Origin of the sequence: Mesorhizobium newzealandense (assembly GCF_042682145.1) — a bacterium.
GTDB lineage: Bacteria > Pseudomonadota > Alphaproteobacteria > Rhizobiales > Rhizobiaceae > Mesorhizobium > Mesorhizobium newzealandense.
Window position 1 is genome coordinate 729,233 of sequence record NZ_JBHUGZ010000007.1, and the last position, 13,952, is coordinate 743,184.

The window sequence follows — 13,952 nt, forward strand, 5'->3', positions numbered from 1 at the left end:
GACTTAGGTCTGCGCCGTCACGGCGGCGTGGACCTATGCCTTGTAGACCACCTGGCGCACGTCGATGTAGCTGGCGCGGAAACCGGCCTCGCAATAGTGCAGGTAGAACTCCCAGAGCTTCTTGAAGCGGTCGTCGAAGCCGAGCGGGACGATCTTTTCCCACGATGCCCAGAACCGCTGGCGCCATTCGGCGAGCGTGCGTGCATAGTCGTCCGGAAACACGCGCTCGCGCAGATGGGCAAGGCCATGATCCTTGCCGAGCGCCTTGAGGATCGACGGCGTCGGCAGCATGCCGCCCGGAAAAACATAGCGCTGGATGAAATCCGGCCTTGCGCGATAGGTGTCGTAAGAAGCTTCGTTGATGGTGATGATCTGCAGGCCGGCAGTGCCGCCGGGCTTCAGGCAAGCCTTCATCTTGCTGAAGAACACGGGCCAGTATTTCTCGCCGACTGCCTCGAACATCTCGATCGAGGCGATGCGGTCGTAAGTGCCTGTTTCGTCGCGATAATCCTGCAGCTTGATGTCGACCTTGTCGGCAAGCCCGGCCTTGGCGATACGCGCCGTGGCGAAGTCGTGCTGCTCGCGGCTGATCGTCAGCCCCGTCACACGGCAGCCGATCTCGCGTGCCGCGAATTCGGCGAAGCCGCCCCAGCCGCAGCCGATCTCCAGCACGTGGTCCTTCGGGCCGATCCCCGTATCCTTGGCCAGTGCGCGATATTTGGCGGCCTGGGCGCTTTCCAGGTCGTTGGCGCCGGTGGCATAGAGCGCCGAGGAATAGGTCATGCTCGGATCGAGCCATTCCTTGTAGAAGGCGTTGCCGAGATCGTAATGCGCCGAAATATTGCGCTTCGAGCCGGTGTGCGTGTTCTCGTTGAACCAGTGGCGGATGCGCTGGACGGTGTTGATGAGCCAGCTGGCGCCGCCGGCGACGCGTTCGCCGATGGCCGAATTGACCACGAACAGCTCCAGGAAGCTGGTGACGTCAGGGCTTTCCCAATCGCCGTCCATGTAGGATTCGGCAACGCCGATCGTGCCGCCGGTAAAGGCGCGTCCGGGCAAGCGCCAATTCTTGAGCACAAGTTCGGCGTCTGGTCCGGGTCCCTTGCCGCCGACCAGGACGGCGCGGCCGTCCGGCATCCTGACCTTGAGCGACCCGCGCGGCAGGTTCATCGCCGCCGACAGGACCATGCGCGCCTTCGCCGGCAGGCCCTTGACGATCTCGGCGAAATTGAATTCGTCAAGCCTGACCGCGTCGCCTGACGCTCCGCCATGATGTTCCTTGTGTGCCATCTCACGGTGTGCCATCTCACGCCCCTGGACTTCCGCGGTGTCGGCGCCAATTGCCGAGCCTCGGTTCTCGCGGTTCATTCGCCAGGTTCGAGCGCCGTTGCCTGATCCCGGCAGCGGACCGGTTCGGTGACGGGCGGGCTCGAACGAAAGCGCGCGCCCTTTTACCAGAGCTTCAGCGCTTCCCAGTGAATCCCTGCGGCAATCTTCCACGTCATGAGGGAGAACATCAAGAGGCAGGCTGCAAGCTGGGCTGTGCCACGTGGCCGGCTCCCGCCTGCGTGGGTTTGCCTTTTACACAGCAAAGGCCGAACACGCCACAAACGCCTATGGCTGCAACCGTGCTTGTGAGATAGTTTTAGCCATGCGTTATGTAATCGTCATTGCCGCCATCGCCTTTTTCCTGATCTGGGATGGCCTCTACAATCAGGGTCGGTATCTCGACACCACGGTGAGGAGTGTCTCGCACGTCGTGCGATTGATCACCGGCAAGATCTAGCATCCATCCGAACGACTCACTGCCGCGACATCCTTGTCGATTGACGCGACCGTCCTGTCGTCACAAAAGACCCCGGCACTTAGATCGAGGAGGCGGGGTTGATCCGGCATATCGTTTTCTTCAGCGCGCGGCGTAAAGAGGATGTGGAGGCCGTGCGCACCGGCCTGCAGGCGCTCGGCAACATTCCCCATTCCAGTCTGTTCGAGGTGACCCTCAACACCAAGGTCGATCCGCTATCGGAAGAGATCGATGTGGTCGTCTACGCGGAGTTCGCCGATGCCGCGGCGTTGGCCGCCTACAAGGCGCACCCGCTCTATGCGCAGACGACCAGCAAGGTCAAACCATTGCGCGAGCTGCGTTATTCCGCCGATGTGGTGACCGGCAGCTGATCGAGGCTTGAACCGGTTTGCGGAATGATGCACATCGCGCCTGCATGACCCGAACAAACACCGTCGGCACTCATCCGCTCGATCATCTGGTGCTGCCGACGCAGAACCTCGATGTGGCGCGAGCCCGGCTCACTGCGCTTGGCTTCGTCGTTGCCCCGACCGGGATCCATCCCTTCGGAACGGAAAACTGTTGCGTCTTCCTCGCCGACGGCACCTATCTCGAGCCGCTGGCGGTCGGCGATGAACAGGCCGCGCTGACGGCCATCGCCGAGGGCAATGTTTTCGTCGCGCGCGACCGTATCTATCGCAGCCGCCACGGCGACGAGGGATTTTCCGCCGTGGTGCTGGGCACCAGCAACGCAGATGCCGACCAGGCACGCTATGTCGAAGCCGGCGTCTCTGCGGGAGACATGCTGAGCTTTTCGCGAGCCTTCACCGACACGGCAGGCAAAAGCGACATGGCATCGTTCAAGCTCGCCTTTGCATCGAGCAGCAAGGTCATGGACGCTTTCCTGTTTGCCTGCGAACGGGTCAACGCGCCGAAAGTGGACCGCGCGGCTTTGCAGGCCCACGCCAACGGCGCCACCGGCATTGTCGAAGTGGTGGCGGTCAGCGAGCGGCCTGCCGAACAGCACCGGCTGATTTCCTTGGCGGTGAATGATCCGACCGCCAGCGGGCAGGGCGGCGCGTTTCACTTGCCGAATGCAAGTTTGAGCGTGCTTGACCCTGCGTCTTTCACCGCACGCTTTGGCCTGCCTGCCGGCGCGCCGGCAGACCTTCGCTTCGCCGCGGTGGTCTTTGCGGTCCTTAGCGCCGATGTCACTGCGAGGCTGCTTGCAGCCAATTCCATCAGACACGATATAGCGGGCAATGATATTGTCGTGCAGCCGGCATCCGCACAGGGCGCGGCTTTCATCTTCCGGGAGATCCAATGAGCAAGCCCCTGGCGCCCAATTCGTCGGTAACCGTCGGCAATGTCGTCTTCGACAACAACGCGGCCTTGTCGCTGATCGCTGGCCCTTGCCAGTTTGAATCGCGCCAGCATGCCTTCGACATGGCCGGCGCGCTGAAGGAACTGACCGGCAAGCTCGGGATAGGCCTCGTCTACAAGACCAGCTACGACAAGGCCAACCGCACCTCGCTGTCGGCGACGCGCGGCGCCGGCATGGACGCGGCACTTCCCGTCTTCGACGAATTGCGCAAGGAATTTTCGCTGCCGGTGCTGACCGATGTCCACACCGAGGAACAGTGCGCGATCGTCGCGCCGCATGTCGATGTCCTGCAGATTCCGGCCTTCCTGTCGCGCCAGACCGACATGCTTGTCGCCGCCGCCAGGACCGGCAAGGTGATCAACGTGAAGAAGGGGCAGTTCCTTGCTCCCTGGGACATGAAGAACGTCGTCGCCAAGATCACCGGTTCTGGTAACGCCAATGTTTTGACCACCGAGCGCGGCGCGTCGTTCGGCTACAACACGCTGGTGTCCGACATGCGCGCTCTGCCGATCATGGCCGAGATCGGCGCGCCGGTGATCTTCGACGCCACGCATTCGGTACAGCAGCCGGGCGGGCAGGGCGGCTCCTCGGGCGGCGAACGCCGCTTCGTCGAGACGCTGGCCCGTGCGGCCGTCGCCGTCGGCGTTGCCGGCGTGTTCATCGAGACCCATCAGGATCCGGACAATTCGACCTCTTCGGACGGCCCGAACATGCTGCCGCTGAAGGACATGCCGGCACTCCTGGAAAGGCTGATGGCGTTCGACCGTATCGCCAAGGGTCGCTGAAACGTCCTGAGGGACGGCTCCAGCGTCAGCGACGCCGGCCGGGGGCGCTGGCTTGTGGTCGGCATGGGCCGGTTGTACGCTTCACCGGCAAATGAGCGTTTTGGCAGGAGGAAGCCATGTCTGTCGCCCGCGTCACCGAAATCACCTCATCGTCGAAGAAGAGCTTTCAGGACGCCATCGAAAAGGGAATTGCGCGTGCCGCAAAGACCCTGAAGAACGTCGAAGGCGCCTGGATCCAGGACCAGAAGATCGTCGTCGAGGACGGCAAGATTGCTGCCTATCGCGTCAATATGAAGGTCACCTTCATCCTCGCGGAGTGACCGGCTGCCGCCGAAAAAGTCGGGAACTTTCGCCCGCGCCCCTCATTGTCAAAGTACCGATCAACGACAATGAGGAGCACATCATGACAACCCAGACAGGCCACACCGAAGCCATTGCCGCTTCGCGAGTCATCGGCACGTCGGTCTACAACACCGAAGGCAAGAGCATCGGCAGCATCGAGGACATCATGCTCGACAAGACCTCGAACGGCATCATGTTCGCGGTGATCGGTTTTGGCGGCTTTCTCGGCATCGGCGAGAAGTACCACGCCATTCCATGGGCAAGCCTCGACTATGACGAGGATAAGGGCGGCTATGTCGTGCCGTTCTCCAAGGACCAGCTGAAGGCTGCGCCCGCCTATTCGATCAACGAACTGGCTGGCGCGGATGGCGAGACGGCGCGCGACGCGTCATATGATTACTACAAGGTCACGCCTTACTGGCATTGACGCCTGCAAAAAAAGGCCCCGTCGAGACGGGGCCTTTTTTGGCTTCGATGCGGCGCCTATTCGCTGTGCAAGGCTGATAGCACTCCTGCCTTGGGTGGCGACTGCTGATTGTCGCACGACGTCAGAAACGCCGCCGCGATCAGGAACAGACTCACGATACCGCTCAACTGGGACATGGCGAAACTCCTCCTGTTTCGCCCCGCGCACCTGCACCATAGCCGGAAGCTGGTCCGCCGCACATGACTTATGATGACAGCGATTTGTGCTTCGTGAATCGCCTGATGCATGTCGCCCAAAAGTGGCCCCGGTTTTGGGAGAACGAGATGCATAAAAGCAAAGACCTGGAGCGCGGCGCCTGAATACGTTCAAACGCGACGCGCCTTGGGCTGACGCCACGGCAATAATTGCGAGCGGGCCGATTGCGTTTTGCGGTGCTTTGGCTAAGACGTGCGCGACGCTTTTTCAGATCAATCGAGGATATCGCAATGACCGCCATCATCGACATTGTCGGGCGTGAAATCTTGGACAGCCGTGGAAATCCGACCGTCGAGGTCGATGTCATTCTCGAAGACGGCTCGATGGGCCGCGCGGCGGTGCCGTCGGGTGCCTCGACCGGCGCCCACGAGGCTGTCGAACTGCGCGACGGCGGTGCCCGTTATCTCGGCAAGGGCGTGCTCAAGGCCGTCGAGGCGGTGAATGGCGAACTGTTCGAGGCGATCGGCGGCATGGAAGCCGAAAACCAGATCCACATCGACCAGACCATGATCGAGCTCGACGGCACGCCCAACAAGAGCCGGCTCGGCGCCAACGCCATCCTCGGAGTCTCGCTGGCGGTGGCCAAGGCCGCGGCCGAAGCCGCCGGCCTGCCGCTCTACCGTTATGTCGGCGGTACCAAGGCGCATGTCCTGCCGGTGCCGATGATGAACATCATCAATGGCGGCGCCCATGCCGACAACCCGATCGACTTCCAGGAGTTCATGATCCTGCCGATCGGCGCGCCGACGCTGCGCGAAGGTGTTCGCTGGGGTTCGGAAATCTTCCACACGCTGAGGAAGAAACTGAAGGATGCCGGCCACAACACCAATGTCGGCGACGAGGGCGGCTTTGCCCCGAACCTGAAGAGCGCGCCGGTGGCGCTCGACTTCATCATGGAATCGATCGAGAAGGCCGGCTTCAAGCCGGGCGAAGAGATCGCGCTCGGCCTCGACTGCGCGGCGACCGAGTTCTTCAAGGATGGCAACTACGTCTATGAGGGCGAGAAGAAGACCCGCGACCCCAAGGCCCAGGCCAAATACCTGGCCAAGCTTGCCGCCGACTATCCGATCATCTCGATCGAGGACGGGCTGGCCGAGGACGACTGGGAAGGCTGGAAGTACCTGACCGATCTTATCGGCAAGAAGACGCAGCTGGTCGGCGACGATCTGTTCGTCACCAACACGGCGCGGCTGCGCGACGGCATCCGCATGGGCGTTGCCAATTCGATCCTGGTCAAGGTCAACCAGATCGGCTCGCTGACGGAAACGCTCGACGCCGTCGAGACCGCGCACAAGGCCGGCTACACCGCGGTCATGTCGCACCGCTCGGGCGAAACCGAGGATTCGACCATCGCCGATCTCGCGGTTGCCACCAATTGCGGACAGATCAAGACCGGCTCGCTGTCGCGCTCGGACCGCATGGCCAAATACAACCAGCTGATCCGCATCGAGGAAGAGCTCGGCAAGCAGGCGAGCTACGCCGGCAAGTCGGTGGTGAAGGGCTGATCCGGAACATTCGGATGTGGAATATTGGACGGAAGGGCGGGAGCATTCCCGCCCTTTTTCATTTCGGCGTCGCAAGACCGGTCATCCGTAACCGTCCGTTAAGCACAATCGGGCGAAAAAGATCGGGAGCCGCATGAGTCCGCGGCCGCGAGGATTTGGATCATGTGGACGCGTCAGCACAAGCAGCGAAACACCGGCCGGCTGATCGTCCCCTCGCTCTGCGTGGCATTCCTGGCCTATTTCGGCTTCCACGCCTACCATGGCGAATTCGGCATCAATTCGAAATATCAGCTGGAAGCCCAGACGGTTGCGCTGCAAGGTCAACTCGATGCGATCAAGGCACGCCGGATGGAATTTGAGCGCCGCGTTCGGCTCATGCATGAAGGCACGCTTGAGAAGGACATGCTCGACGAGCAGGCGCGCAAGGCGCTCAATCTGTCCCAGGCAGACGAAATCACCATCATGTTGCCGGCCTCGGTGAAGTAACCACTTTTCAGTTAATCGATAATATTTTCAATGATTTTAATCGCTTAGGCGCATGTCAGCTATGCAAATTCGGCATGGCGCAACGCCCTGACGCGTGTTAGCCTCCCTGAAATCGGTGGGGAGGAGCTGATCTCCCCAGAGCAGATTTGATCCTGCTCTAATGTCCGCAAAGAGACGCCAACAGGGAGTGATGCATGGCCACCGCAGCCAGAAAAGCGCCTGCCAAATCCAAATCCGACGGCAAATCGGGGCTTTCGGCCCCCAAGCCTGCCGACTTCACCAAGGATGAAGAGCTTGCCGCCTACCGGCACATGCTGCTCATCCGCCGTTTCGAGGAAAAGGCCGGCCAGCTTTACGGCATGGGTTTCATCGGCGGCTTCTGCCATCTTTATATCGGTCAGGAAGCTGTCGTCACCGGCATGAAGATGGCGCTGATCCAAGGCGACCAGATGATCACCGCCTATCGCGATCACGGCCACATGCTGGCGATGGAGCTTTCACCGCGCGGTGTCATGGCTGAGCTGACCGGGCGTCGTGGCGGCCTGTCCAGGGGCAAGGGCGGCTCCATGCACATGTTCTCCAAGGAGAAGCATTTTTACGGCGGCCACGGCATCGTCGGTGCGCAGGTGTCGCTCGGCACCGGCCTTGCCTTCGCCAACCGCTACCGCGACAACAACAATGTCTCGCTGACCTATTTCGGCGATGGTGCGGCCAACCAGGGCCAGGTCTATGAAAGCTTCAACATGGCTTCGCTGTGGAAGCTGCCGGTGATCTACATCATCGAGAACAACCGCTATGCCATGGGCACCTCGGTCTCGCGCTCGTCGGCGGAGACGGACTTTTCGCATCGCGGCGCCTCGTTCAAGATTCCCGGCATCCAGGTCGATGGCATGGACGTTCGCGCTGTCAAGGCGGCGGGCGATCTGGCCACCGAATGGTGCCGCGGCGGCAACGGTCCGCTGATCCTCGAAATGCAGACCTATCGCTATCGCGGCCACTCGATGTCCGATCCGGCGAAGTACCGTTCCAAGGAAGAAGTGCAGAAGATGCGCTCCGAGCATGACCCGATCGAACAGGTCAAGGCGCGGCTGATCGAGAAGAAGTGGGCGACCGAGGACGAACTCAAGACCATCGACAAGGAGGTTCGCGACGTCGTCGCCGATGCCGCCGAATTTGCCCAGAACGACGCGGAGCCGGATCCGTCCGAGCTCTGGACCGATATCGTATTGTAACGGGAGGGCAAGGACATGCCGATCGAAATTCTCATGCCCGCTCTCTCGCCGACCATGGAAGAGGGCAATCTTTCCAAGTGGTTGAAGAACGAGGGCGACAAGGTCGTCGCCGGTGACGTCATCGCCGAGATCGAAACCGACAAGGCGACGATGGAAGTCGAAGCCGTCGATGAAGGCACGCTTGCCAAGATCGTGGTTCCTGCCGGTACCGAAGGCGTCAAGGTCAACGCAGTGATCGCCGTGCTCGCGGTTGAGGGCGAAGACGTCGACAAGGCTGGCGAAGGCATCGGCGAAGAGCCTGCCAAGGCTGATACCGCGGCGCCTGCGCCGGCGGCGGCCAAAAGCGAGGCCTCTGCGCCGGTCGCAGCCGCCCCGAAGACGGAAATCGCCGCCGATCCGGACATTCCGGCCGGCACGGAAATGGTCTCGACCACGGTGCGCGAAGCGCTGCGTGACGCGATGGCCGAGGAAATGCGCCGCGACGGCGATGTCTTCGTCATGGGCGAGGAGGTCGCCGAATACCAGGGCGCCTACAAGATCACGCAGGGACTGCTGCAGGAGTTTGGGCCGCGGCGCGTCGTCGACACGCCGATCACCGAGCATGGCTTTGCCGGCGTCGGCGTCGGTGCGGCGATGGCCGGCCTGAAGCCGATCGTCGAGTTCATGACCTTCAACTTCGCCATGCAGGCGATCGACCAGATCATCAACTCCGCCGCCAAGACGCTCTATATGTCGGGCGGTCAAATGGGTGCGCCGATCGTGTTCCGTGGACCGAACGGCGCCGCCGCCCGCGTCGCCGCCCAGCACTCGCAGTGCTATGCAGCCTGGTATAGCCACATTCCCGGCCTCAAGGTCGTGATGCCCTACACCGCGGCCGACGCCAAGGGTTTGCTCAAGGCGGCGATCCGCGATCCCAATCCGGTCATCTTCCTCGAGAACGAAATCCTCTACGGCCAGTCCTTCGACGTGCCGAAGCTGGATGATTTCGTGCTGCCGATCGGCAAGGCGCGCATCCACAAATCAGGCAAGGATGTCACCATCGTCTCGTTCGGCATCGGCATGACCTACGCGGTCAAGGCTGAAGCCGAACTGCGCGGCCTGGGCATCGATGCCGAGATCATCGACCTGCGCACGATCCGCCCGCTCGACCTCGACACCATCATCGCCTCAGTCAAGAAGACCAACCGGCTGGTCGTGGTGGAAGAAGGCTTCCCGCAGAGCTCGGTCGGCGACCATATCGCCAACCAGGTATCGCAGCGTGCCTTCGATTTCCTCGACGCTCCGGTCATCACCATTGCCGGCAAGGATGTGCCGATGCCCTATGCGGCCAACCTCGAGAAACTGGCGTTGCCAAATGTCGGCGAAGTCATCGAGGCGGTCAAAGCCGTCGCGTATCGCTGAACCGGGCGGGAGGACTAAATGCCAATCAACATCACCATGCCGGCCCTGTCGCCCACGATGGAAGAGGGCAATCTGTCAAAGTGGCTTGTCAAGGAAGGCGACAAGGTTTCGCCGGGCGATGTCATCGCCGAGATCGAGACCGACAAGGCGACGATGGAAGTCGAAGCCGTCGATGAGGGCACGGTTGCAAAGCTCGTCGTTCCGGCCGGCACCGAAGGCGTCAAGGTCAATGCGCTGATCGCCGTGCTCGCTGCCGAAGGCGAGGACGCCGGCGCTGCCGCGAAAAGCGGTGGCGCTGCCGCACCAGCGAAAGCCGAGGCGCCGAAGGCGGATGCTCCCAAGGCGCAAACACCAAAGGCTGACGCACCAAAGGCCGAGCCTGCAGCCGCAGCCAAGGCGGGGGCGGCTCCGGCCGCCAACGGCCATGCGGCTGGTGAGCGCACCTTCGCGTCACCGCTGGCGCGGCGTATCGCCAAGGAGGCCGGCGTCGACGTCTCTGCCGTGACCGGCACCGGTCCGCACGGCCGGGTGGTGAAGGCCGATGTCGATGCGGCGATTGCCGGTGGCGGCGCCAAGCCTGCCGCCAAGGCGGCGCCTGCCGGGGCTCCGGCTGCTGCTCCTGCCGCGCCGGTGAAGGCGATGTCGGACGATCAGGTGCTGAAACTGTTCGAGCAAGGCTCCTACGAACTGGTCCCGCATGACAACATGCGCAAGACCATCGCGCGGCGCCTGGTCGAGGCCAAGACCACAATCCCGCATTTCTACCTGACGCTCGATTGCGAACTCGACGCACTGCTGGCATTGCGCACGCAGATCAACGCCGCAGCCCCGGTGAAGAAGACCGACAAGGGCGACGTGCCAGCCTACAAGCTGTCGGTCAACGACATGGTCATCAAGGCGATGGCGCTGGCGCTGAAGGCGGTGCCGGATGCCAATGCCTCATGGACCGAAAGCGCCATGGTCAAGCACAAGCATGCCGATGTCGGTGTCGCCGTGTCGATCCCGGGTGGCCTGATCACGCCGATCATCCGCAAGGCGGACGAAAAGACGCTGTCCACGATCTCCAACGAGATGAAGGACCTGGCCAGCCGTGCGCGCAGCCGCAAGCTGAAGCCGGAAGAGTATCAGGGCGGCACCACGGCGGTGTCGAACCTCGGCATGTTCGGCATCAAGGACTTTGCCGCCGTCATCAACCCGCCGCATGCGACGATCCTGGCGGTCGGCGCAGGTGAGGAGCGGGCGGTGGTCAAGAACGGCGAGATCAAGATAGCCACCGTGATGTCGGTGACGCTGTCGACCGACCATCGTGCCGTCGACGGGGCGCTGGGTGCCGAACTGCTGGTCGCCTTCAAGCGGCTGATCGAGAACCCGATGGGCATGCTGGTCTAGGAAGGGAGAAGGCGGTGCGGACATTCTTCACCAGCCTTTTCGCTTTCATTCTTTCCGGTTTGGCAGGCGGGCTGGTGGCGCAATGGTTGGCCATCGCCACTGGCGCGGAGGAAGAATACATCCTCGTTTTCATGTTCTCGGTGCTGGTGACATGCATCGTCACCTTCATCTTCTTCGTGGCGCAGTTCATGACGGATCCGGTCGCGGCAGTTGCCATGACGGGTAAGTGGCTGCTGATTGTGTTTGCGGTGTTGCTTGCCCTGCTTGTCGCGCTGATCCTCTACGCCGACAGCAGTGCAGCGGTGGTGAAGAATGACATTCCCATGGTTGCCGGCCTTGGTCTGCCGGGTCTGGTGACGATCATTCTTCACTGGCTGTTCGTGCGCTGGCGGGTGAGACGCGGTTTGATCAAGGCACAGGTGGGTGTGGGTGCATGAAGACTGTTCTGTGCTACGGCGATTCGCTGACCTGGGGACACAACCCGGAGACTTTGTGTCGACATGATTATGAAGACCAGTGGCCAACCACACTGGCGAGAGGGCTCGGACCGAGCTTCCACGTCATTGCCGAGGGACTGGGCGGCCGCACCACGGCCTATGACGACTTCTTGTCGGGCGCGGACCGAAACGGCGCGCGGATATTGCCGACGATCCTGAGCACGCATTCGCCGATCGATCTGATAGTCATCATGCTTGGCTCTAACGACATGAAACCGTCGATTCATGGCAGCGCAGTCATAGCGTCCTATGGCATGCAACGCCTCGTTGAGATCGTGCGGGGGCACGCCTATCCATTCGGCGGTGTCGCCCCCAGGATTGTTCTGGTTGCGCCGCCGCATATCGTGGAAACCCGCAAGGCGGACTACGCCGAAATGTTGGGAACGGGTGCAATCGAGTCGCCCAAGCTCGCCGGCTTTTATCAAGCCGCGGCCACCGAGATGGGCTGCGGCTTTTTTGATGCCGCGAGCGTCGCTAGATGTACACCGCTCGATGGCGTCCATCTCGATGCCGAAAACACACGAAACATCGGCAAGGCGTTGACGCCCGTCGTGCGCGCCATGCTCGAATTGTGAATCAGGGAGAAAAATCGTGGCTGAGAACTACGACGTCATCATCATCGGCTCCGGCCCCGGCGGCTATGTCACGGCGGTGCGTTCCGCCCAGCTTGGTTTCAAAACGGCGATAGTCGAGCGCGAGCATCTCGGCGGCATCTGCCTCAACTGGGGCTGCATCCCGACCAAGGCGCTGCTGCGCTCGGCCGAGATCATGCATTATTCGGATCACCTGAAGGACTACGGGCTGAAACTCGACGGCAAGGTCAGCGTCGACACGTCAGCCGTGGTCGACCGCTCGCGAAAGGTGTCGCTGCGGCTCAATGGCGGCGTTGCCTTCCTGATGAAGAAAAACAAGGTCGATGTGATCTGGGGCGAAGCCAAGCTCTCCAAACCCGGTGAGATCGTGGTTTCCAAGACGGCCAAGAAGCCGATGGAGCCGCAGCCGCCAGTGCCGAAAGGCGTCAAGGGCGAGGGCACCTACACTGCCAAGCACATCATCCTGGCGACCGGCGCCCGGCCGCGCGCGCTGCCCGGCATCGAGCCGGACGGCAAGCTGATCTGGACCTATTTCGAGGCGATGGTGCCAAAGGAGATGCCGAAATCGCTGCTGGTGATGGGTTCAGGTGCCATCGGCATCGAGTTCGCCTCCTTCTACCGCACCATGGGTGCGGACGTGACGGTGGTCGAGTTGCTGCCGGCAGTGATGCCGGTCGAGGACGCCGAAGTCTCGAAATTCGCGCAGAAGCAGTTCGAGAAGCAAGGCATGAAGATCATCCTCGAGGCCAAGGTGACCAAGGTCGAGAAAGGCGCCAACTCGGTCACCGCGCATGTCGAGATGAAGGACGGCAAGGTCGAGAAGATCACCGCCGACCGCATGATCTCGGCTGTTGGCGTGCAGGGCAACATCGAGAATCTCGGGCTTGAGGCACTCGGCGTGAAAACCGAACGCGGCTGCATCGTCGTCGACGGCTACGGCAAGACCAATGTGCAGGGCATCTACGCCATCGGCGATGTCGCCGGCCCGCCGATGCTCGCCCACAAGGCCGAACATGAAGGCGTGGTATGCGTCGAAAAGATCGCCAATGTCCCCGGCGTGCATGCCACCGACAAGCTCAAGATCCCCGGCTGCACCTATTGCAATCCGCAGGTCGCCTCCGTCGGCCTGACCGAAGCCAGGGCCAAGGCCGAAGGCAAGGATATCAGGGTCGGGCGCTTCCAGTTCGCCGCCAATGGCAAGGCCATCGCGCTCGGCGAAGACCAGGGGTTCATCAAGACCATCTTCGACAAGAAGACCGGTCAGCTGCTCGGCGCGCATATGGTCGGCGCCGAGGTGACCGAACTGATCCAGGGTTTTGTCGTGGCGATGAACCTAGAGACGACCGAGGAAGAACTGATGCACACGATCTTCCCGCACCCGACGCTGTCGGAGATGATGAAGGAAAGCGTGCTCGACGCCTATGGCCGCGCGCTGAACGCATGATAGATTGGCCGCACGAGACTCAAACGCGCAAGCTGCGGGAACTCGGCGGCAAGGGTGTTCGTTTCCGGATGCATTTTCGCGCGTGCAAGGAGAGGGCATATGGACGTGAATGGCGTGGGCTGGATCGCAGCCATCATCATCGGCGGCCTGGCGGGCTGGTTTGCCGAGATGTTCATGAAGAGCAACACCGGGATCTTCATGAATGTTATCCTGGGCATCGTGGGGGCCGTGGTCCTCAACGCCATTCTGCGGGCGCTCAATTTCGGCCCGTTTGGCGTCGGCTGGACTGCCTATCTGATCACCGGCTTTATCGGAGCCTGCCTGCTGATCTGGGCAGGGCGCCTGGTGCGCCGCTAGTCGTTATCGTTCCCGCTATGCGAAAACGGTTGCAGCGGCATGCGCCGCCGCCGCCTTTTTCTTTGAGCTGAA

17 protein-coding genes are annotated in these 13,952 nt (G+C 61.8%); 15 read left to right on the forward strand and 2 right to left on the reverse strand.

Annotated features, from left to right (window positions below; genetic code table 11):
* Positions 1–33: 33 nt before the first annotated feature.
* Positions 34–1,290: a class I SAM-dependent methyltransferase gene (locus ACFSOZ_RS12420; RefSeq protein WP_379098189.1), complete on the reverse strand. Its 1,257-nt coding sequence runs from the start codon at positions 1,288–1,290 to the stop codon at positions 34–36.
* Between the two features lie 161 nt (positions 1,291–1,451).
* Positions 1,452–1,517, reverse strand: a complete 66-nt coding sequence (locus tag ACFSOZ_RS12425) for a hypothetical protein (RefSeq protein WP_379098192.1) — start codon at positions 1,515–1,517, stop codon at positions 1,452–1,454.
* Between the two features lie 134 nt (positions 1,518–1,651).
* Between ACFSOZ_RS12425 and ACFSOZ_RS12430 the strand changes: the two genes are divergently transcribed.
* From ACFSOZ_RS12430 to ACFSOZ_RS12500, 15 genes are all read left to right on the forward strand, one after another.
* Complete coding sequence (locus ACFSOZ_RS12430) at positions 1,652–1,786, forward strand: hypothetical protein (RefSeq protein ID WP_379097807.1); 135 nt, start codon at positions 1,652–1,654, stop codon at positions 1,784–1,786.
* A gap of 98 nt (positions 1,787–1,884) precedes the next feature.
* Positions 1,885–2,175 carry a Dabb family protein gene (locus ACFSOZ_RS12435; RefSeq protein WP_379097810.1) on the forward strand — a complete coding sequence of 97 codons (291 nt, stop codon included), beginning with the start codon at positions 1,885–1,887 and terminating at the stop codon, positions 2,173–2,175.
* A 44-nt stretch (positions 2,176–2,219) separates the two neighbouring features.
* Positions 2,220–3,110: a VOC family protein gene (locus ACFSOZ_RS12440; RefSeq protein WP_379097814.1), complete on the forward strand. Its 891-nt coding sequence runs from the start codon at positions 2,220–2,222 to the stop codon at positions 3,108–3,110.
* A complete protein-coding gene (gene kdsA / locus ACFSOZ_RS12445) occupies positions 3,107–3,952 on the forward strand; it encodes a 3-deoxy-8-phosphooctulonate synthase (protein WP_379097817.1) in 846 nt (281 codons plus the stop codon). The genes ACFSOZ_RS12440 and kdsA overlap by 4 nt, the downstream gene beginning before the upstream one ends.
* A 116-nt stretch (positions 3,953–4,068) precedes the next feature.
* Positions 4,069–4,272 (forward strand): dodecin family protein, encoded by a 204-nt coding sequence (locus tag ACFSOZ_RS12450; protein ID WP_019858016.1) that lies wholly within the window; start codon positions 4,069–4,071, stop codon positions 4,270–4,272.
* Positions 4,273–4,355: 83 nt separating this feature from the next.
* A complete protein-coding gene (locus tag ACFSOZ_RS12455; protein ID WP_112395111.1) occupies positions 4,356–4,721 on the forward strand; it encodes a PRC-barrel domain-containing protein in 366 nt (121 codons plus the stop codon).
* A gap of 485 nt (positions 4,722–5,206) precedes the next feature.
* Complete coding sequence (eno, locus tag ACFSOZ_RS12460) at positions 5,207–6,481, forward strand: phosphopyruvate hydratase (protein WP_379097820.1); 1,275 nt, start codon at positions 5,207–5,209, stop codon at positions 6,479–6,481.
* A gap of 162 nt (positions 6,482–6,643) precedes the next feature.
* Positions 6,644–6,967 carry an FtsB family cell division protein gene (locus ACFSOZ_RS12465; protein WP_379097823.1) on the forward strand — a complete coding sequence of 108 codons (324 nt, stop codon included), beginning with the start codon at positions 6,644–6,646 and terminating at the stop codon, positions 6,965–6,967.
* A 194-nt stretch (positions 6,968–7,161) separates the two neighbouring features.
* A complete protein-coding gene (gene pdhA, locus ACFSOZ_RS12470; protein ID WP_379097826.1) occupies positions 7,162–8,199 on the forward strand; it encodes a pyruvate dehydrogenase (acetyl-transferring) E1 component subunit alpha in 1,038 nt (345 codons plus the stop codon).
* Between the two features lie 15 nt (positions 8,200–8,214).
* Positions 8,215–9,600, forward strand: a complete 1,386-nt coding sequence (locus ACFSOZ_RS12475) for a pyruvate dehydrogenase complex E1 component subunit beta (protein ID WP_379097829.1) — start codon at positions 8,215–8,217, stop codon at positions 9,598–9,600.
* Between the two features lie 18 nt (positions 9,601–9,618).
* Positions 9,619–10,989 (forward strand): pyruvate dehydrogenase complex dihydrolipoamide acetyltransferase, encoded by a 1,371-nt coding sequence (locus ACFSOZ_RS12480; protein WP_379097832.1) that lies wholly within the window; start codon positions 9,619–9,621, stop codon positions 10,987–10,989.
* Between the two features lie 14 nt (positions 10,990–11,003).
* Complete coding sequence (locus tag ACFSOZ_RS12485; protein WP_379097835.1) at positions 11,004–11,426, forward strand: hypothetical protein; 423 nt, start codon at positions 11,004–11,006, stop codon at positions 11,424–11,426.
* The gene (locus ACFSOZ_RS12490) at positions 11,423–12,061 is read left to right on the forward strand and encodes an SGNH/GDSL hydrolase family protein (RefSeq protein ID WP_379097838.1); all 639 of its coding nucleotides are present in this window, start codon (positions 11,423–11,425) and stop codon (positions 12,059–12,061) included. The genes ACFSOZ_RS12485 and ACFSOZ_RS12490 overlap by 4 nt, the downstream gene beginning before the upstream one ends.
* 16 nt (positions 12,062–12,077) lie before the next feature.
* Positions 12,078–13,523, forward strand: a complete 1,446-nt coding sequence (lpdA, locus tag ACFSOZ_RS12495) for a dihydrolipoyl dehydrogenase (RefSeq protein ID WP_379097841.1) — start codon at positions 12,078–12,080, stop codon at positions 13,521–13,523.
* A gap of 99 nt (positions 13,524–13,622) precedes the next feature.
* Positions 13,623–13,880: a GlsB/YeaQ/YmgE family stress response membrane protein gene (locus tag ACFSOZ_RS12500; protein WP_379097844.1), complete on the forward strand. Its 258-nt coding sequence runs from the start codon at positions 13,623–13,625 to the stop codon at positions 13,878–13,880.
* Positions 13,881–13,952: the final 72 nt, after the last annotated feature.